Source organism: Thalassobacter sp. 16PALIMAR09, from assembly GCF_000765485.1.
Lineage (GTDB): Bacteria > Pseudomonadota > Alphaproteobacteria > Rhodobacterales > Rhodobacteraceae > Thalassobacter > Thalassobacter stenotrophicus.
In genome coordinates, this window is record NZ_JHAK01000008.1 from 32773 (window position 1) to 51051 (window position 18279).

At 59.9% G+C, this 18279-nt stretch carries 18 protein-coding genes; 9 read left to right on the plus strand and 9 right to left on the minus strand.

Annotation, left to right across the window (positions count from 1 at the left end; genetic code table 11):
• Positions 1–48 precede the first annotated feature (48 nt).
• Genes PM04_RS14285 through PM04_RS14295 form a run of 3 tightly spaced genes read right to left on the minus strand, consistent with a single transcriptional unit; the run spans position 49 to position 5023 of the window.
• Entirely contained in the window at positions 49–1260 is a 1212-nt protein-coding gene (locus PM04_RS14285) for an FAD-binding oxidoreductase (protein WP_038008100.1), read from the minus strand.
• Positions 1257–2936, minus strand: coding sequence for a hydantoinase B/oxoprolinase family protein (locus PM04_RS14290; RefSeq protein WP_038008101.1), 1680 nt, complete (start codon positions 2934–2936; stop codon positions 1257–1259). Before PM04_RS14290 ends, PM04_RS14285 begins: the two co-directional genes overlap by 4 nt.
• On the minus strand, positions 2933–5023 hold the full coding sequence (locus tag PM04_RS14295) for a hydantoinase/oxoprolinase family protein (RefSeq protein WP_038008103.1): 2091 nt from the start codon (positions 5021–5023) through the stop codon (positions 2933–2935). The genes PM04_RS14290 and PM04_RS14295 overlap by 4 nt, the downstream gene beginning before the upstream one ends.
• A 386-nt stretch (positions 5024–5409) precedes the next feature.
• Here PM04_RS14295 and xylB point away from each other — a divergent pair, with 386 nt between their 5' ends.
• Positions 5410–6846: a xylulokinase gene (xylB, locus tag PM04_RS14300; RefSeq protein ID WP_038008106.1), complete on the plus strand. Its 1437-nt coding sequence runs from the start codon at positions 5410–5412 to the stop codon at positions 6844–6846.
• Positions 6847–6848: 2 nt separating this feature from the next.
• Positions 6849–7472 (plus strand): glutathione S-transferase, encoded by a 624-nt coding sequence (locus PM04_RS14305; RefSeq protein ID WP_038008107.1) that lies wholly within the window; start codon positions 6849–6851, stop codon positions 7470–7472.
• Positions 7473–7481: 9 nt separating this feature from the next.
• Here the strand turns inward: PM04_RS14305 and serS are convergent, their stop codons facing one another.
• The gene (gene serS, locus PM04_RS14310) at positions 7482–8774 is read right to left on the minus strand and encodes a serine--tRNA ligase (RefSeq protein WP_038008108.1); all 1293 of its coding nucleotides are present in this window, start codon (positions 8772–8774) and stop codon (positions 7482–7484) included.
• Positions 8775–8874: 100 nt separating this feature from the next.
• Between serS and PM04_RS17465 the strand changes: the two genes are divergently transcribed.
• From PM04_RS17465 to PM04_RS14340, 6 genes are all read left to right on the plus strand, one after another.
• Positions 8875–9681, plus strand: coding sequence for an NYN domain-containing protein (locus tag PM04_RS17465; RefSeq protein ID WP_161785712.1), 807 nt, complete (start codon positions 8875–8877; stop codon positions 9679–9681).
• Between the two features lie 96 nt (positions 9682–9777).
• The gene (yajC, locus tag PM04_RS14320; RefSeq protein ID WP_038008109.1) at positions 9778–10098 is read left to right on the plus strand and encodes a preprotein translocase subunit YajC; all 321 of its coding nucleotides are present in this window, start codon (positions 9778–9780) and stop codon (positions 10096–10098) included.
• Positions 10099–10102: 4 nt separating this feature from the next.
• Entirely contained in the window at positions 10103–11764 is a 1662-nt protein-coding gene (gene secD / locus PM04_RS14325) for a protein translocase subunit SecD (RefSeq protein WP_038008110.1), read from the plus strand.
• Between the two features lies 1 nt (position 11765).
• Complete coding sequence (secF, locus tag PM04_RS14330; protein WP_038008111.1) at positions 11766–12734, plus strand: protein translocase subunit SecF; 969 nt, start codon at positions 11766–11768, stop codon at positions 12732–12734.
• Entirely contained in the window at positions 12727–13473 is a 747-nt protein-coding gene (locus PM04_RS14335) for a sulfite exporter TauE/SafE family protein (protein WP_038008113.1), read from the plus strand. Before secF ends, PM04_RS14335 begins: the two co-directional genes overlap by 8 nt.
• Positions 13473–13838: an Mth938-like domain-containing protein gene (locus PM04_RS14340; protein WP_038008115.1), complete on the plus strand. Its 366-nt coding sequence runs from the start codon at positions 13473–13475 to the stop codon at positions 13836–13838. Before PM04_RS14335 ends, PM04_RS14340 begins: the two co-directional genes overlap by 1 nt.
• 6 nt (positions 13839–13844) lie before the next feature.
• Here PM04_RS14340 and PM04_RS14345 read toward each other — a convergent pair whose 3' ends face one another.
• From PM04_RS14345 to PM04_RS14355, 3 genes are all read right to left on the minus strand, one after another.
• A complete protein-coding gene (locus tag PM04_RS14345; protein ID WP_038008122.1) occupies positions 13845–14045 on the minus strand; it encodes a hypothetical protein in 201 nt (66 codons plus the stop codon).
• Positions 14046–14133: 88 nt separating this feature from the next.
• Positions 14134–14904: a DUF1194 domain-containing protein gene (locus PM04_RS14350; RefSeq protein WP_369793320.1), complete on the minus strand. Its 771-nt coding sequence runs from the start codon at positions 14902–14904 to the stop codon at positions 14134–14136.
• On the minus strand, positions 14871–15299 hold the full coding sequence (locus PM04_RS14355) for a VOC family protein (RefSeq protein WP_038008124.1): 429 nt from the start codon (positions 15297–15299) through the stop codon (positions 14871–14873). The genes PM04_RS14350 and PM04_RS14355 overlap by 34 nt, the downstream gene beginning before the upstream one ends.
• A 246-nt stretch (positions 15300–15545) precedes the next feature.
• On the opposite strand from PM04_RS14355, the gene thyX reads away from it, so the two are divergent.
• Positions 15546–16469, plus strand: coding sequence for an FAD-dependent thymidylate synthase (thyX, locus tag PM04_RS14360; RefSeq protein ID WP_038008126.1), 924 nt, complete (start codon positions 15546–15548; stop codon positions 16467–16469).
• 21 nt (positions 16470–16490) lie between these two features.
• Here the strand turns inward: thyX and PM04_RS14365 are convergent, their stop codons facing one another.
• Positions 16491–17234 carry a DUF502 domain-containing protein gene (locus PM04_RS14365; protein WP_038008128.1) on the minus strand — a complete coding sequence of 248 codons (744 nt, stop codon included), beginning with the start codon at positions 17232–17234 and terminating at the stop codon, positions 16491–16493.
• A 75-nt stretch (positions 17235–17309) separates the two neighbouring features.
• The gene (locus PM04_RS14370) at positions 17310–18215 is read right to left on the minus strand and encodes a pseudouridine-5'-phosphate glycosidase (protein ID WP_369793321.1); all 906 of its coding nucleotides are present in this window, start codon (positions 18213–18215) and stop codon (positions 17310–17312) included.
• Positions 18216–18279 lie beyond the last annotated feature (64 nt).

Genomic DNA, 18279 nt, shown 5'->3' on the forward strand with positions numbered 1-18279 from the left:
GGTATTCCTCTTGTCCCGACAACAACATAGCTCGCCTCGGGGTTTGGCCTAGATCACAGCGCGTTCATGGATTGGGCGATTGTGCATGAGCCGATCGTAGCCGAACTCCGATAGGTCCAAGGTCTGGTAGGCCCCATGTGTAATCCACTCAGCCATCCCCCGACCCATCGCCGGAGATTGCTGCAACCCATGCCCTGAGAACCCATTGATGAACAGGAAATTGCGCACTTCAGGATGCGGTCCGTGGACGGCGTTGTGATCAAAGGTGTTCATGGCATAATGCCCGGTCCATTCGGCCTGAATGCGTACGGCCTCAAACGCTGGGATGCGGTGCGCGATGGCGGGCCAAACTTTGTCCATCCAGATATCCGGGTCCATCGCGAAATCGTCGAAATCGGCGGCAGGGTCGATGTCGCTGTGGGCGCCGACCTGATAGGTTCCGCCACCGTTTTCGCGTACATGCACGCCGGAGGGATCGATTGTCAGGGGCAGGGGGCGGTCCAACGGTTGATCAGCCTTGACCACCCAGGAATAGCGTTTGCGCGGCTCAATCGGCAGCGTCAGCCCGGCCATGGCTGCGGTGCGTGCCCCGCGCGGACCAGATGCATTGACCAATTGCCCGCAGGAGATGACCTCTCCAGAGGCGAGTGTCACACTCTCGATCTGATCGCCTGTGCGGGTGATCGCGACCACTTCGTTTTGGAGCCATTCAACGCCCCGTTCAATCGCCTGCCGTCGCCACCATGTGTTAACGGTGCTGCCGTCGAAATAGCCCTCGTTCACCGTGTTGATCGAGCCAAGGACAATGTCGTCTACGGTGTAGAACGGGTAGGCGGCTTTGATCTGATCGGGGGTAAGAAGCTGGGTGGCCGCACCGGCCGCATGTTGTATCGTTTGGTTCGCGCGCAGGGTGTCGGCAAAGCCCTCACCCGCCGCAAGATACATGTACCCAAATGACTGAATGCGCAGCTCTGGCACACGTTCATCACCGCCCATTCGGTCCCGTAAGGAATGGACGAATTCAGCTGTGAACTGGCTGATGCGCACGTTTAACTCGGTTGAGAATTGTTGCCGCACGCAGGAATTGGTATGCGTGGTCGACGCAAATTCGAGGCTCGTGTCCCGCTCAATCACCAAAACGCGTCCGTTAAAATCGGGCTCATCCGTCAGGAACCACGCGGTGGATGCCCCCATGATGCCCCCGCCAATAATGACGACGTCGTAACTGGAATGCGCGGGGCTTTGTGTGGCTTGGCTCATGGATCTAACTCCTCTGCGGCGTCGATCTGGGCTTGGGTTAGGCCGTAGTCGCGCTGGGCATCTGCGGGCGTGATATAGCCCCGAGCCACGTCGCGTTGGATCGCACTGAGCGGACGGTCGGACGCGGGCCCGTATCCGCCCCCGCCGGGAAAGGCCATGTGCACGCGCCCGCCTTCGGGCACAAACTGTTTGCCTTTGACACGCATCGGCGTGCCGTCTTCACGGGTGATGACCGTAGGTGCGCCGTCCGTCCCGCCGCGTCGTCCGCGCGCGGGGTGGGCGCCGCGATCAAACATGGCTTGCAGGTCAAATTCATGGCCCGGAAGGGCGCCGACCTCCATTACTTGGCCCAATCCGCCGCGTGCAGTCCCTGCGCCGCCTGACCCGGGGCGCAGTTCCTTGCGCCAGATGATGACCGGGCCTGCGTGCTCGGTTGCCTCAACGGGCATGGTCATTACCCCCGAGGGGAACGCGGTCGCGTTTAAACCGTCAAGGCCGGGCCGCGCGCCGGAGCCGCCGGAGTTGAAGGTCAACACCTCTGCTCGGCGGGCCTCTGCCGCCCCCGGTGCGGGCCGGAGGGAGACCTGGAAATTGCACAAACATCCCGCCCCTTCGGCAGGGACAACGCCCGGTACGATCTGGTCGAATGCGTTGAAAACCACGTCCGGCACGAAGTGGCCGACGATGTGGCGCAACGCGACGGGCGCAGGATGGACCGCGTTGACGATTGTGTCTGCGGGGGCCGTGACTTCAAACGGCTCTAGTGAGGCGTGGTTGTTGGGGATATCCGGCGCAATCGCGACTTTAAGCGCATAACATGCGTAGGCCTTGGCGTAGACGAGGGGGCAGTTGATCCCCTTTGGATCTACGCCCGATGTGCCGGTGAAATCGGTAACGATGCGCTGATCTTCGACCGTAACCGTGGCGCACAATGTGATTGGCGTGTCGAAGCCATCGACCGTCATTTCACCAGTTGCTGTGGCGCGCGGCAGGGCCGCGATCCGTGCGAGGGTCGCCGCGCGTGAGTTGTCTAGAATGAAGCCCGCGATTTCGGCCAAATCCGACAGGGCGAACTCTGCCATCATATCGCTCAAACGCTGCACGCCGATCTGATTACAACTGGCCAAAGCATAGAGATCGCCCACCAATTGATCGGGTTCGCGCACGTTGCTGCGCACGATCCGCAAAAGCGTTTGGTCGACGGTGCCGCGATCCGCAAAACGCATGATGGGGATGTGCAGCCCCTCTTCGTAGACGCTATGTGCATCGGCCCCAAACCCACGCCCGCCAACATCGACGACATGGGCGGTACAGGCGAAGAAGCTGACCAATTTACCGCCATGAAACACGGGTGTGACCATGGTGAAATCGTGCAGGTGGCCGGTCCCCTCCCACGGGTCGTTGGTGATATAGACGTCGCCCTCGGCCATGGTATCGCGCCCGATGCGGCGAAGGAAATGAGCGACCGCATCGGCCATTGCGTTGACGTGGCCCGGCGTGCCCGTGACCGCTTGGGCCAGCATCCGGCCCTGCGCATCATAGACGCCAGCCGACAAATCCCCGGCCTCTCGGACTGAGGTCGAAAAGGCAGTGCGCACCAACGCTTGGGCCTGTTCTTCTACGATTGAGATCAGGCGGTTCCACATGACTTGTGCGGCGACGGATGACAGGCTCATGGCTGGGCTCCCTCAGGGCTAAGCTCAATGCAGCCGTCGGCGTGACATAGGGCCGTGCGGCTGGCGGGGACGATGATGGTGGTTTCTTCTTCGACGATGGCAGCGGGGCCCGGGCAGCGCATCCCCGGGGCCAGCGCGCGCCGGGCTATCTCTGCGGCCTCGAGCGTTGTGGTACGCGCGGGATCGAACATCTGTCTGGTTGCTTGGTGCGGTGCCAGTGTTGTTGGGGCCGCGCGTTCTGGCATCGGTAGGGGCGGAGATTTCGGCGTAGAGGCGTTGACCGACCAGACCGTGATTTCGATGTCCAGCCCCGCGACGGTGCGCCCGAACAACTGGGCATAGTCTTCCTCAAACCGGGCAACAAACGTCGCGGCATCGGGTGCCCCGGCCTGCGTGGGCGTCAGCGTTACGGGAATTTCCCAGCCTTGGCCTGCATAGCGCATATAGACCTTAACCGCCGTTTCAATCGGGGCCGTTGCGTCACAGGTTCGCACAAATGCGGTCGCCTCATCCGCGAGTTCGGCCAGTAATTGTGCCACGGTGTCTGCATCAAACGCGCTGAGCCGCATGTATACCGATCGCGTCGCCTCAAAACTGAAGGGCGCGCGCAGAAAGCCAATCGCGCTGCCGACACCCGCACCGGGCGGCACAAGGCACCGGCTGATCCCCAGCTTTTCGCACAGCCGTCCGGCGTGCAGCGGCGCGGCCCCGCCAAAGGCGATCATGGTGTAGTCGCTGAGGTCCTCGCCATTCTCAACGGCATGAACGCGCGCGGCGTTGGCCATGTTTTCGTCGACAACTTCTGTCACGCCAAAGGCAGCCTCTTGTGGGGTCATGCCGAGGGGGGTAGCGACAGCGGTATCCAGCGCGCCCGCCGCGGCGTCACGGTCCAGCGTGATCCGCCCACCTGCAAAGGCCGCTGGGTCAAGCTTGCCCAACATAAGGTCCGCGTCTGTCACCGCGGGCCGATCGCCGCCGCGCGCGTAGGATGCTGGCCCCGGCTCGGACCCGGCGCTTTCTGGGCCAACTGCAATCCGTTGAAGCGCATCGACGGACGCAAGTGAGCCGCCCCCTGCGCCAATCTCAACCATGTCGATCACTGGAATAGAGATCGGCATCCCAGAGCCTTTTTTGAAGCGGTACGTGCGCGCAACCTCAAAAACGCGCGCGGTCTTGGGGGTTTGATCTTTGATGAGGCAAATTTTGGCTGTGGTGCCGCCCATGTCAAAGCTCAGCACCTTATTAAGGCCATGGCGCGCGGCGATATCGGCGGCAAACACGGCCCCCCCGGCGGGACCAGATTCAACCAAACGAACGGGGAAGTCGGCAGCATTTTGGAGGCTGATAATTCCACCACCCGAATGCATAAGGAATACATCAGCTGTTACGCCTTCGGCCTTTAGGCGGGCTTCAAGGCGGCCAAGATAAGAGGCGATGAGCGGTTTGATATAGGCATTCGCGACGGTTGTATTGAACCGCTCATATTCGCGCATCTGCGGGGACACTTCGCTCGAGATCGAGACTGAGACATCGGGCAGCCGCGCGGCGATCATCTCGCGGATGCGCCGCTCGTGCGCGGGATTGAGGTAGCTGTGCATCAGGCCGACGGCGACACTGTCGACGCCCATGGCGGCGATCTCATCTATGCGGGTGGCGACCTCGGCCTCATCCAGCGCGATCATGACTTCTCCCTGTGCATTGACGCGTTCGCGCACGCACAGCCTGCGTTGGCGGGGCAGGAGGGGCTCGGGCAGGGTGAGGTTCAGATCGTATTGCTCAAACCGGCTTTCGGATCGCATTTCGATTACGTCACGAAAACCCTCAGTGGTGATCAAAGCGGTGCGCGCGCCGCGCCGTTCGATCAGGGCGTTGGTGGCAAGTGTGGTGCCGTGAATGATTTGGGTGATGGCGCTGGGCGCGATGCCCTCGGCTGCACAAACCCTTTGCAATCCCTCAACAATTGCGTCTTCAGGCGCAGCATATGTCGTGAGCACTTTGGTGGATGCGAACAGGCCCGGCCCTTCTAAAACGACATCCGTGAAGGTGCCTCCGATATCTACTCCCAGCCGGATACCATCCTGCGCCATGCTGCTCTCCCCAAGTCTCATACGCTATTTCCAAACCTGACCCTGCCTCGGAAATAACCCAGCCGCAAGGCGCGTATTGGGACCGTTCCCAAAGGCATGTTTGCGAAGGGCGCAGGCGCGTTGGCTTTCCGAATTCGATCCGGTGACCTCCATGTTCTGGGCTGTTTCAAGTCGGGGACAGCGGCCTTGATTATGGACCGAGAGGCAGGCTGGTCGTCCACGCGCTGCGGTATTTTTTGCCTAGGGAACTGCCCCACAGACATTACACCGTTTGACCACAAGGCCGGGATCGCCATATCGGCTAACTCTTGGCGAGAACGGGTTGTAGGTGTCACACAGAACGATATTCTATTCGCAACAATTCGTAAAAATTCGAAAGCCGCCGCATGAGTTTCATTGGCCTCGACTTGGGCACGTCATCGCTCAAGGCCATCTTAATCGATGATGATCAGAATATTCTGGCCGAACATCACGTACCGCTCCAAGTGCAGCGGCCGCACGATGGTTGGGCTGAGCAATGCCCCTCCACGTGGGAGGCTGCGGTGCGCCAAGCCCTTGGTGCGTTGGCTGCCAAGGTTGACTGTTCCGGGTTGAAGGGGATCGGCTTGTCGGGGCATATGCACGGCGCCTGCCTTGTCGGCGCGGATGATCAGCCCGTCTATCCTTGCATCCTGTGGAACGACACGCGTAGCGCGGATGAGGCCGCTGAGATGGACGCGGACCCGCGGTTTCGCGCGATTTCGGGCAATATCGTTTTTCCGGGGTTTACCGCGCCCAAGGTAGAATGGCTGCGCCGTAACAAGCCTGAGGTCTTTGAGAAGGCCGCTAAAATCCTGCTCCCCAAGGATTATCTCCGGCTCTTTTTGACCGGAGAGCATGTGTCCGAGATGTCAGACGCTGCGGGTACCGCGTGGTTCGATACGGCGGCGCGCGATTGGTCTGATACCCTTTTGGCGGCTTGCCACTTGAACCGTAGCCAAATGCCTAGATTGGTTGAGGGCAGTGCAATTTCAGGCCAGCTTCGTCCAGAATTGGCCGCAGATCTTGGGTTGCCAGTGGTCCCTGTTGCGGGGGGCGCAGGGGACAATGCGGCGGCCGCAATTGGCGTGGGCGTTGTTGAGGACGGGGCTGCGTTCTTGTCACTGGGCACGTCCGGCGTTTTGTTTGCTGCCACTTCGGGCTACCGCCCCGCGCCAGAAACGGCCGTGCATAGTTTTTGCCATGCGGTGCCAGACACTTGGCATCAGATGGGTGTTATCTTGGCGGCTAGCGATGCTCTTGAATGGCTTGCGCGGTTAACAGGTCAAACGGCCGCTGAATTGACCGCTGATCTAGGCGCGCTTCAGGCCCCCAGTCGTACGTTGTTCCTGCCCTATCTAGGCGGGGAAAGGACGCCCCACAATAACGCGCAGATGCGTGGTCAATTCCTGCACCTAGACCACGCAACCAATGCGACCGAGGCTGCGCGCGCCGTGTTGCAAGGTGTCAGTTTCGCGTTTGCGGACAACCAGTTGGCCTTGGCTCAGACAGGCACGACCCTCACGCGAGCGCTTGTTTTGGGCGGCGGCTCTAAGTCCGCGCATTGGGTTGAGATGCTGGCGACGACGCTGGGCGTCACGCTGGATCTGCCAAAGGCGGGTGACTTTGGCGCAGCGTTGGGCGCGGCGCGTTTGGGGATGATGGCAGGCACCGGCGCAGGCCGAGAGGTCGTCACACCCCCACCCATCGCCCGCAGCACGGAACCTGTGGAGGCGCTACGTGACGCAATGTCTGAGGGTCACGCGCGATACCGTGCCGCCTATGATGCGCTCAGGTCGCTGTGATTATGGCGTCGAAACCTATTCTCTATTCCTTTCGCCGGTGTCCCTACGCGATGCGCGCGCGGTTGGCCGTATCAGCGTCGGGCATCTCCGTCGCGCTGCGCGAAGTTGTCTTGCGGGATAAACCGGCCGCGTTTCTTGCGGCATCTGCCAGCGGCACCGTGCCTTGCCTTGTGGCGGAAGATGAGGTGCTAGATGAAAGCCTCGACATTATGCTGTGGGCATTGCGTCAGCGCGATCCCGAGGGATGGTTGACCATGCCAAGCGAGGGATTTGATTGGATTGCACGCTGCGATGGTCCGTTTAAATCCGCGCTTGATCGCACAAAGTATCCGCCCCGATACCCAGATGCGGACCTAGAGGTTTCACGCGTAGAGGCGCATGGGTTCTTGGCCGATCTTGATGCCGAGATGGGAGAGTGGATTTTTGATCGCCCGAGCGTGGCGGACTATGCGATCTTGCCGTTTGTCCGGCAGTTCGCATTTGTGGATAAGCCGCGTTTTGATGCGCAGCCTTGGCCGCGCGTGCAGGCGTGGCTGGAACGGTTTCTAGCTTCAGAGCGGTTTGAGGGTACGATGAAAAAGTACCCTCAATGGCAGGAAGGCGACCCTGAAGTCGCCTTTCCTTGAGTGCGCGAGCTAAGCGAGCACACCTTCAGCGGTAAGGCATGACTTACCGCCCAGATAGCGGTGCAGAACCTCCGGAAGTTCGACCGAGCCATCAGCCCGCTGCCCGTTTTCGAGCACGGCAATCAGGCACCGTCCGACAGCCAGACCAGAGCCGTTGAGCGTGTGCACATACTCGGGCTTCGCACCAGCCTCGGGGCGGAAGCGAGCGTTCATGCGCCGCGCCTGATAATCACCGCATACCGAACAAGAGCTAATCTCCCGATAGGCGTTTTGGCCGGGCAACCAGACTTCAATATCGTGGGTGCGTTGCGCGCCGGCACCCATGTCACCCGTGCACAAAACGACCGTGCGGTAGGGCAGGCCAAGGGCTTCAAGGATGCCTTGTGCGCAGGCCGTCATCCGGTCCAACTCGGCCCGGCTTTCGTCAGGTTTTGTGACAGAAACCATTTCGACTTTTTCGAACTGGTGTTGGCGCAGCATACCTGTGGTGTCGCGCCCGGCGGACCCTGCCTCGGACCGGAAGCACAGGCTGTGGGCGCACATGCGACGGGGCAGGTCGGCGGCCTCCAGAATGTCGCCCGCAACGGTGTTCGTCAGGGTCACCTCGGATGTCGGGATCAGCCACCAACCCTCACGCGTGCGGTAGCTATCCTCACCAAACTTGGGCAACTGGCCAGTGCCGTACATCGCCTCTTCCAACACGAGGACGGGGGTGTTCGTTTCGGTCAGATCGTTTTGATCAACATGTGTGTCGAGCATAAACTGCGCAAGTGCGCGGTGGATGCGTGCAACCGCACCGCGCAGAACCACAAACCGTGAGCCCGAAAGTTTAGCCGCAGTGGTGAAATCCATGCCCGGCACAACGCTTGGGATCTCAAAATGTTCAACAGCGGTGAAATCCAGTTTGGGCGGCGTGCCCCAACGGTGAATTTCGATGTTGTCGTCCTCATCCTTGCCATCGGGGACGTCCGGGTGCGGCAGGTTTGGAATGCCCATCAAAAGGTCACGCAAGGCCATATCCTTGGCTTTTGCGTCCTCTTCTAGTTGCGCAATTTCCTGTTTCTTCTCAGAAACAAGGGCGCGCAGGCGCTCAAACTCGGCCTCATCGCCCCGTGCCTTGGCAGCGCCCACTTGCTTAGAGGCCGCATTTCGGTCCGCAAGTGCGGTTTCAGCGGCGGTAATGCAGGTTCTGCGTGCTTCATCCAGCGCAAGGATTTCTGATGACATCGCAGAGCCACCCCGGCGCATCAAAGCGGCGTCAAAGGCCTGAGGGTTGTCTCGGATCATGCGAATGTCATGCATGGAAGTGGCTCCTTGGGTGGGGCATGGCGTGCAAGCACGCGTTGATTTGCGGGCCTTTTAATGGATGCTCGGGCGTAAGGCTAGGCGTATGCAGCGCGGCATGTCCGCATTCGTTGTGACCTGCGTGAATTGTCGGGGCGCGGGTTGTATTAATGCCGTGAAACTGTCGTGGCTCGGTCACGATCTTGCCGCGATGCGGCGCGACGGTGACTGCATGAACATGCTTAACCAAATACACTCCACGCGGGTCGCGGTTTTCGTCGATGGGGACAATGTCCCGCCCAAGCTTATTGATCCCGTTCTGGAACGGGCCAAGCATTTGGGCCGGGTCGATGCCGTGCGTGTTTATGCTGACGAATGCCATGTTGATGGTTGGTGCAAGACGCCGGGCATCACCTTGGCGCCAATGGCCAGCAGCAAGAATGCCTCGGACATCGCGCTGTGTCTGGACGCGTTGGAGTTGGCGCTTAGTAGCGATATCGCGACCTTTGTGATCGCGAGCGCTGATCAGGGTTTTGCCCATCTGGCGCAACGACTGCGCACCCACGGCAAATGGGTGTTGGGTGTCAGTGGGGGCAAGCCTTCGGATTTCTTTCAAAACAGTTGTAGTGAGTTCCACCGGCTGCCGATGGGGCCAAACGAGGCGGCTCTGGATGCTTTGCATAGCAAAATTGCGGGAGTTCTGGGCCAAACACCGACAAAACCCATCTCGCTCGCGAATTTTGGCCACGAAATGTATCAGCTTGGCGTGACCACGTCCGATCTGCCCAACGCAAACTGGCGCAGTTTTTTGGCGGGGCACGCCGATCGTTACACCTTGTGCCCGCTTGGTGTGCGGCTCAGCGGTGATCTGACCGGGCAACAGTGGCTTAATCGCCGCGCCAACCCCGGGACAGGGCGCCAATAGCTTGTTCCGCCGCCTTGCGCTCCCTACTTGCCAGTTATAACGTGCGCCGAACCTTAAAGGCGTCAAAGCCTGAACTGCAATCACAGGGAAATTCTGATGTTCGTCACCCCCGCATATGCCCAAGCCGTCGGAGGTGCAGGCAGCACTTTCGCGTCTTTTGTACCGCTCATTCTGATCTTTGCGATCATGTACTTCCTGCTGATCCGCCCGCAGCAGAAAAAGCTCAAAGAGCACAAAGCCATGGTCGAGGCGCTGCGCCGCGGTGACCAGATCGTCACCCAAGGTGGTGTGATTGGCAAAGTCACCAAGGTCAAAGAGGGTGACGAAGTTGAAGTCGAAATCGCAGACGGTGTTAAAGTCCGTGTCGTGCGCTCGACCATCGTGACGGTTCTGACAAAATCCGAACCGGCGACCTGACCTGATGCTTGATATCCCCCTCTGGAAGAAGGTGCTGATCCTAGGCATCTGCGCGGCCGGGCTGCTGATGGCATTGCCCAACGCGAATTATTCGAACGTAGAGCGGTACAATGACGCCGTGTCTGCGATGGAGGGGGGGATCACCTCGCCAGAGCTTGAGGCGGATGCGGGGCTTTGGCCAAGCATGCTGCCCTCAAACTTGATGAACCTCGGTTTGGACCTGCGGGGCGGCGCGCATTTGCTGGCCGAAGTGCAGGTTGAGGACGTTTATGGTAGCCGGATGGACGGCTACTGGCCCGCTGTGCGCGACGCCCTTCGTGAGGAGCGCGCAACCGTTGGCACGATCCGCCGCCAGCCGGGGCCCGACAGTGAACTGAGGGTGCGGATTTCCCAGCCTGAGGGCATGGAAGCCGCTGTTGCCGCCGTGCGGGCCTTGGCCCAACCGATCACCACATTCACAGGCGTAGGGTCCAGCGACATTGACGTGTCAGCCAATGGCGACGTTTTAACCGTTCAGCTGTCGGAGGCGGAACGCGCCGCGACGGACGACCGGACGATGCAACAATCGCTCGAAATCATCCGCCGCCGTGTGGATGAGGCCGGGACACGCGAACCCACGATCCAGCGTCAGGGTGCAGACCGCATCCTGATCCAAGTGCCGGGCATCGGCTCCGCGCAGGAGCTGAAATCCCTGATCGGGACGACCGCCAAGCTGACGTTCCACCCGGTGGTTGGCCAAACGTCTGACGCGAATGCGCGCCTTGATGGGCGTCAAATCCTAGTCCCGGACATGGATGATGCGGGCACCTTTTATATTCTTGAGCAAACTCCGGTGGTCACGGGCGACGATCTGGTCGATAGCCAGCCCGCGTTCGATCAAAATGGCCTGCCTGCTGTGACCTTCCGGTTTAACGGTGCGGGTGCACGGGACTTTGGGATCTATACGGCTGAAAACATCGGCTCCCCCTTTGCCATTGTGCTGGATGATGAGGTGGTCACAGCCCCGGTCATCCAATCTGCCATTCCCGGCGGCACTGGCCAGATTACGGGTAACTTTGATGTCACGGAATCGACGCAGCTGTCGATCTTGCTGCGTGCAGGTGCTCTCCCGGCTGAAATGACATTCCTTGAGGAACGGACAATTGGTCCCGAACTGGGCCAAGATTCCATCGATGCAGGCCGCATCGCTGCGACCATCGCTATGGCAGGTGTTGTCGTCTTTATGATCGCAAGCTACGGCCTGTTTGGCGTGTTTGCGACGGTGGCCTTGCTGATCAACGTAGCGCTTATCGTTGGTATCCTCAGCCTGATTGGCGGCACCCTGACATTGCCTGGCATTGCCGGGATCGTTCTGACCGTGGGTATGGCGGTGGATGCTAACGTGCTGGTGTTTGAGCGTATCCGCGAAGAATTACGCACGGCCAAAGGGCCAGCGCGGGCCATTCAGCTGGGCTATGAACGCGCTCTGTCGGCTATTGTGGACGCGAACCTGACGACCTTCATCATCGCAGTCATCCTGTTTGTGCTGGGCTCTGGCCCTGTGCGGGGTTTCTCGGTGACGCTGGGCATCGGGATCATCACGTCCGTCTTTACTGCGCTGTTCGTCACGCGCGTCTTTGTGGTCATGTGGTTTGAACGTCGCCGCCCCAAAACACTGGAGGTGTAAGATGCGCCTAAGACTTGTCCCGCAAGAGACCAACTTCGACTTCTTCCGCTTTCGCAAAGTAACATTTGGCGGCTCGGTGATCGCGGTGATCGCGTCAATCGTGCTGTGGTTGGTGATGGGCCTAAACTTCGGTATCGACTTTTTGGGCGGGACCACCATCCGTACCGAGAGCCGGGTTGAGGTGAATGTCGGCGCGTATCGGGATGCGCTGCAACCCTTGAACCTTGGCGATGTGTCCATCACCGAGGTGTTTGATCCGACATTCGCCGACGATCAAAACGTGGCCATGGTCCGCATTCAGGCGCAAGATGGCGCTGAAAGCGTGACGCCCGAGGTCATCGCCTTGGTCGAGGATGTGCTGCGCACTGTTGACCCAGAGATCACATTCCCAAGTGTCGAATCCGTTGGTCCCAAGGTCTCGGGCGAGTTGGTGACGACGGCTCTGATCGCGCTTGCGGCTGCGATGGCCGCGATGTTGTTCTACATTTGGCTGCGGTTTGAATGGCAGTTCGCCGTCGGCGCGGTTGCGGCCTTGGTGCACGATGTTGTCCTGACCATCGGGATTTTCAGCCTGCTGCAAATTCGCTTTGATTTGGCAACAATTGCGGCGCTTTTGACGGTGCTGGGGTACTCGATCAATGACACGGTAGTCCTGTTTGACCGCCTTCGCGAAAACCTGATCAAGTACAAGAAAACCCCGCTGATGGAGGTTATGAACCGCTCCACCAACGAAACGCTGTCGCGGACATTGATGACCAGTGGCACGACGATTGTCGCACTTTTGGCGCTGATCATTCTGGGCGGCGACGTGATCCGAGGCTTCGTGTTCGCGATCCTGTGGGGCGTTATCGTCGGGACCTATTCCTCGGTCTACGTGGCCAAAAACGTGGTGCTGATGCTGGGCGTGAACCGCGACCCGAAAAAGCCCGATAGCAGCGCAGGCACACAGTTCGGTAACATCGATGCCTGAGATTTTAGCCACCCCGGGTTTGGGGTGGCTGGTCTTTGCAACCTGTCTTGCGGGCTTGGTGCGGGGCTTTGCCGGGTTCGGCACGGCCCTGATCTACCTGCCTATCGCGGGTATGGTTTTGCCCCCGGTTTGGGCGATCGTTACACTCACAATTATGGATCTGATCGGGCCTCTCCCGACCGTACCGCGTGCAGTGCGCGACGGGCATCCGCGCGATGTGTTGCGGCTGTGTGCAGGGCTGGCGGTGACGCTGCCCATCGGCTTGGCGGTCTTACTGAGTGTCCCGGCTGAAGCGTTTCGCTACGCCGTGTCCCTTGTGACATTTGCGATGCTCGCGGCCCTCGTGTCGGGCTGGCGTTACCGGGGCCAAGTGACACCGCCCAAGGTTTACGGTATCGGCGCCTGCGCGGGCTTTTTGGGTGGTGCGGCGGGTCTGCCGGGGCCGCCTGTCATCCTGTTCTACATGGCGCGGCCGCTGCCTGCCTCGGTCGTACGGGCGACGCTGACGTTGTTTCTGCTGATTTACGACGGGATGGCATTAGGGCTTTTGACTGCAAAGGGCGAAGTCACGCTGACGCCGTTCCTGATTGGTGCAATCTTGATCGTGCCCAACCTCTTGGCGATTCAGGTCGGCGCAGCTATGTTCCACCCCGATCGCGAACGGCTCTACCGCCGGATCGCCTATACCATTATCGCCGGCGCGGCCCTCATGGGCCTGCCATTGTGGGGAGACACGTAATGCAACTCAACGAAGTCCACTATGGCAGCGCGCAACCGATCGACAGCTATGGGCCCGGGTTTTTTCGCGTTGGCGGAGATCGGATTGATGGCGCAATCCTTGCGACGGAAACCACAGCCCGGACATGGGCAGGGTTAGAGGATGCGGACAGCTTGTTGCAGTTGGCGGGAGCGGTTGATGTGATTTTCCTGGGCACTGGGTCCGAGATCGCCCATGCGCCTGCAGGCCTGCGCGCTGCCGTTGAAGGCGCGGGCATGGGGCTTGAAGTGATGAACAGCCCCGCCGCGTGCCGCACCTACAATGTGCTGCTGGGGGAAGGCCGCCGCGTCGCACTGGCGGCTTTGCCAGTCACCGCGACGGACTAAACGCGGTCAGGATGATGACAGGTCTAGCGTGGTCTGCGTTTCTACGGCTTTGATCGACGTGTTCATATCGCCGCTGATATCGGCAGCCCCGTCCTTGACGACCATCATCACCGCAAGGCCAAGCCCCACGAGGCCCGCGCACAAGATAACCCAGTCGACAGTTACGGCGCCGTTTTCATCGGTTAGGAAAGATTGGAAATATGTCATGGGGCAGTTCCTTTGTGATCTGTCCCTCGCATATGCCGAAGTAAACGTGTTCGGAATGGGGCTGGAATCCCGCCAAATACCGCAAGTTTTAACGGGTTCGTGTGGTTCGTCCGGCAGTGGGGGCGATTTGGCCAAAGACCATTGTCTTTAGCTCACGCAACAATTTGCGCTCCATCGCGGCTTGATAGGCTGAATATCCCAATGCGGTTTCCACAAAGGCACCGGGGCCGCGAATGATTTCGGACAGAAAATAGCTGCTCAGCTCCGCGATTTCGGCCTGCCGCTGGTCCCCTGCGGCGGGGTTGTCTGCGCCGATGACCAGCGCATTGATCGTGACGCCCTCCAGCTTGCGGTGCTGGCTGCTAGGATCGGGCCAGTCGTTGTTTTTTCCATCGCCTGAGATGTCGAGCGTGCGTTGCAAACATGTGGGCGGGGCATCGCGGAACAGCGCCGCGGCATAGGCCATAGACGCACCCAATGCGGTGGACCGTGAGGCTGGCCGCAGGGTCGGCGCGCGGAGTGTCTTGGCGGCCTGATCTAGCGTGGCTAAATCGGTGATGGGCGTCCACTCCAGCAGGGTGAATTGATCGAACTGTCCCGCCCATTCAAATGCAGCGATATAGACGGGGAACTGCGGCGTGCTCAGCAGAACATCGCGCACAGAGGGCGCGGTCAGGGCTGCGGCCAGCCCCTCCCGCTGGAGTATGTATTCATCGGCATCAACTGAGCCAGAGACGTCCAAGGCCAGCAACAGCGCCTGCCGACAGGCGGCCTGAGCTGCCCCCGCGTGTATCAATACCGCAAGGGCAAGGGCCGCCGCGCGGCTTACCAATGGCCTGTGTTTTCCATGGATGCCCAAGGTTCTGCTGGGGCCAGATGATCCCCGCTTTGCAGCAGTTCGATCGAGACGTTATCGGGCGAGCGGACAAACGCCATATGCCCATCGCGGGGAGGGCGGTTGATAGTGACACCGTTGTCCATCAGGTGCTGGCAGGTCTCATAGATATTATCGACCCGATACGCGAGGTGGCCAAAGTGGCGGCTGTCCGAGGGCAGGCCCTCATCACCATCCCAGTTATAGGTCAGCTCCACATGGGCGTTTTCCTGACCGGGGGGCGACATGAAAATCAGGGAAAAGCGGCCCTTTTCATTTTCATAGCGGCGGGTCTCTTCGAGACCGAGCAGCTTGTAAAACGCGATTGAGGCATCAAGGTCGCGGACCCGAACCATTGTGTGCAGATAGGTAATAGGCATGGGGAACTTTCGTGAGTGAACTCTACGCTCAAGATAGGGCCGGGGGCTGTGGACGCAACCAATGGCTGTGTCTGATGCGGGCGGCAGGGCGCAAAGCCGCTGTGATTTATATATCTTGTGGATATCCTGACAAAAGTTGACCACATCTAGTGTTCACGTGCGATTATAATCCGAATACGTTCGTAAAAGCCCGATTCGCGGCTTTTGTGGCCCGTTGCGGGCGCGAACATGCGTGGAGAACAGTTCATGAATGATCAGGCCAGTCGACCGATGACCCCCGAAGAAGAAATCGCCGAAATGCGCAGCCATCCGCGCCCCACATTGCGGGCCGTAAGCGAGGGCATGGAGAAACACCTGTACACCGCGCAGCCGGTTTTGGATCACGGGTTTGTCCGTGTGATCGACTATATGGGTGACGATGCCGCCATCACGCAGGCCGCGCGCGTCAGCTATGGCAAGGGCACGAAATCGGTTCAAAACGATGAGGGCCTGATCCGCTATTTGATGCGGCATTGGCACTCTACCCCGTTTGAGATGTGTGAGATCAAACTGCACGTCAAACTGCCCGTGTTCGTTGCGCGTCAGTGGATCCGTCACCGGACCGCGAATGTGAACGAATATTCAGCCCGCTACTCGATCCTTGATCGTGAGTTCTACATTCCGCCGGCTGAGCATCTGGCGGCACAGTCGGTGGTGAACAACCAAGGCCGCGGCGATGTTCTTGAGGGTGAAGAGGCCGCGCGGGTTCTCGAAATCCTGAAGCGTGATAGCAATCAGGCCTACGACAGCTATGAGGCGATGATCTCACAGGATGGTCAGGCCGGGCTGGCTCGCGAATTGGCGCGCATGAACCTGCCGACCAACATCTACACGCAGTGGTATTGGAAGGTGGATTTGCACAACCTGTTCCACTTCCTACGGCTGCGTGCTGACCCTCATGCGCAATACGAAATCCGCGTCTATGCGGATGCGATTTGTGAAATGGTCCGCGATTGGGTGCCCTTCGCATATGGCGCGTTCGAGGATTACCGCATGGGCGCGCAACAGCTTTCGGGCAAGGGCGTTGAGTGTCTCAAGCGCCGCCTGGCGGGCGAGGTTGTGACACAAGAAAACTCAGGCATGTCCAAAGGTGAATGGCGTGAGTTCGAAGCCGTCTGGGGCGACGCCTAATCAGATTTGCACGCTCGGGGCCTAGGCCTCGGGCGTGCGCCCATTCCGCTTTTTTGGCGGTTTGGTTGGGTCATCCCCATTCGGATAAACCAACCCTGCCGAAATCACCAATTTTGCTGCGTCCTCAACGGACATGTCGAGGATGATAATATCCTCTTTGGGCACGAACAGCAGGAACCCTGATGTTGGGTTCGGCGTGGTCGGTAAAAAGACCGAGACGATCTTGTCCTCACCCACCGTTTTGGTCGCGATCTCGGCCTTTGCATCGGTCGAGATAAAGGCAATCGCCCAAATACCTTTGCGGGGATATTCCACAAGGCAGGCTTTCTCGAATGAGGTTTCGGTTTGAGCAAAAATCGTCTCAGCGATCTGTTTCACACCGCCATAGACTGAGCGGACAACAGGCACGCTTAGCACAAGGCTTTCGGCCCAACCAATCAGGGACCGGCCGATCAGCCCCTTGGCCACCCAGCCCACAAGCATGGCAAAGATGATGAAGACCACCACGCCAACGCCGCGAACGTTCACCTCAATCTGGTCCACGCCCTCAAATCCAAGGATACGATTCAATAGCTGCGTGGGTTGGTAGGCGTCGGGTACAAACGGCCAAACAAATCCGTCGATCCAACCGACAACCGTCCAAATCAGCCAGACGGTCAGCCCAATGGGCGCAATCACAATGAGTCCGGTTAGGAAGTTGTTGCGAAGCCGCGCGAACAGCCCCACGCGTGGGGGTTTGGGGTCTTCGGGCATGGGAATTTGCATTGGGTGGTCGGTCTTTCCTCGGTCCTAGCCGCATATGTAGCGGTGCGCGGTGGGCCGCACAAGGAAGCGCGGAATTTAGCGCCGCTGTGTCGCAATTTCGCCCGCGATTTCAGCGGCGAGGCGTGCATTGTTCATCACGAGGGCAATGTTCGCCTCAAGCGAGGCCCCGTTTGTCAGCTCAAACAAACGCCGCAGCAGAAACGGGGTGACGGCCTTTGCGCTGATCCCTGCGGCGTCGGCCTCGGCTTGAGCCGTGGCGATGAGAGGGGCGAGGGTGGCTGCCGGGATTTCGGCCTCCGTCGGGATTGGATTGGCCACGAGTTGTCCGCCGGGCAACCCGAGGGCCGCGCGCATCAAATGTGCCTTGGCAATCTCGGCTGGGGTTTCGGCGCGTAGGGGCGCGGGCAGTGGGCTGGTCGCGGACCAAAACGCTGGAAAGGTATCGGTGCGGTAGCATAGGACCGGAACGCCTTGGGTCTCTAGGACCTCCAACGTTTTTGGCACGTCAAGGATTGCTTTCGCGCCGGCGGCGACAACAGTGACCGGCGTGCGCGCCAGCTCCGTCAAGTCGGCTGAGACGTCAAAGCTGGTTTCCGCACCCTTGTGGACGCCGCCGATGCCCCCGGTCGCAAAGACCGCGATCCCCGCGAGGCGTGCGCAGATCATAGTGGCCGCAACCGTGGTGGCGCCGGTCTCACCTGTTGCAAGGCAGTGCGCCAAATCGGCCCGGCTCAGCTTGCGCGCATCGCTCCGCTGGGCAAGCGCATCTAGGTCTGTATCCTCAAGCCCCACATGCAGCGTGCCATCCAGCACGGCCATTGTGGCGGGCACCGCACCGGCATTGCGAACCACGCCCTCAACCGCGCGGGCTGTTTCAAGGTTTTGCGGATAGGGCATGCCGTGGGTGATGATGGTGCTCTCAAGCGCGACAATCGGTGCGTTCTGGGCGTGGGCGGCTGCAACTTCTGCGCTCATTTGCATTGGCACGTCTAACATCATCTCGGTCCTTTTCACGTGTTTGACCTCGCGGATGCGATGGTCCCGA

Excerpts from the sequence above, each read along its gene's own strand:
- PM04_RS14285 (WP_038008100.1), bottom strand. The coding sequence starts at position 1,260 with ATGAGCCAAGCCACACAAAGCCCCGCGCATTCCAGTTACGACGTCGTC.
- PM04_RS14295 (WP_038008103.1), bottom strand. The coding sequence starts at position 5,023 with ATGGCGCAGGATGGTATCCGGCTGGGAGTAGATATCGGAGGCACCTTC.
- thyX (WP_038008126.1), top strand. The coding sequence starts at position 15,546 with ATGAATGATCAGGCCAGTCGACCGATGACCCCCGAAGAAGAAATCGCC.
- secF (WP_038008111.1), top strand. The coding sequence starts at position 11,766 with ATGCGCCTAAGACTTGTCCCGCAAGAGACCAACTTCGACTTCTTCCGC.
- PM04_RS14305 (WP_038008107.1), top strand. The coding sequence starts at position 6,849 with ATGGCGTCGAAACCTATTCTCTATTCCTTTCGCCGGTGTCCCTACGCG.
- secD (WP_038008110.1), top strand. The coding sequence starts at position 10,103 with ATGCTTGATATCCCCCTCTGGAAGAAGGTGCTGATCCTAGGCATCTGC.
- xylB (WP_038008106.1), top strand. The coding sequence starts at position 5,410 with ATGAGTTTCATTGGCCTCGACTTGGGCACGTCATCGCTCAAGGCCATC.
- PM04_RS14370 (WP_369793321.1), bottom strand. The coding sequence starts at position 18,215 with ATGCAAATGAGCGCAGAAGTTGCAGCCGCCCACGCCCAGAACGCACCG.
- PM04_RS14355 (WP_038008124.1), bottom strand. The coding sequence starts at position 15,299 with ATGCCTATTACCTATCTGCACACAATGGTTCGGGTCCGCGACCTTGAT.
- PM04_RS17465 (WP_161785712.1), top strand. The coding sequence starts at position 8,875 with ATGTCCGCATTCGTTGTGACCTGCGTGAATTGTCGGGGCGCGGGTTGT.
- PM04_RS14290 (WP_038008101.1), bottom strand. The coding sequence starts at position 2,936 with ATGAGCCTGTCATCCGTCGCCGCACAAGTCATGTGGAACCGCCTGATC.
- serS (WP_038008108.1), bottom strand. The coding sequence starts at position 8,774 with ATGCATGACATTCGCATGATCCGAGACAACCCTCAGGCCTTTGACGCC.
- yajC (WP_038008109.1), top strand. The coding sequence starts at position 9,778 with ATGTTCGTCACCCCCGCATATGCCCAAGCCGTCGGAGGTGCAGGCAGC.
- PM04_RS14345 (WP_038008122.1), bottom strand. The coding sequence starts at position 14,045 with ATGACATATTTCCAATCTTTCCTAACCGATGAAAACGGCGCCGTAACT.
- PM04_RS14335 (WP_038008113.1), top strand. The coding sequence starts at position 12,727 with ATGCCTGAGATTTTAGCCACCCCGGGTTTGGGGTGGCTGGTCTTTGCA.
- PM04_RS14340 (WP_038008115.1), top strand. The coding sequence starts at position 13,473 with ATGCAACTCAACGAAGTCCACTATGGCAGCGCGCAACCGATCGACAGC.
- PM04_RS14365 (WP_038008128.1), bottom strand. The coding sequence starts at position 17,234 with ATGCAAATTCCCATGCCCGAAGACCCCAAACCCCCACGCGTGGGGCTG.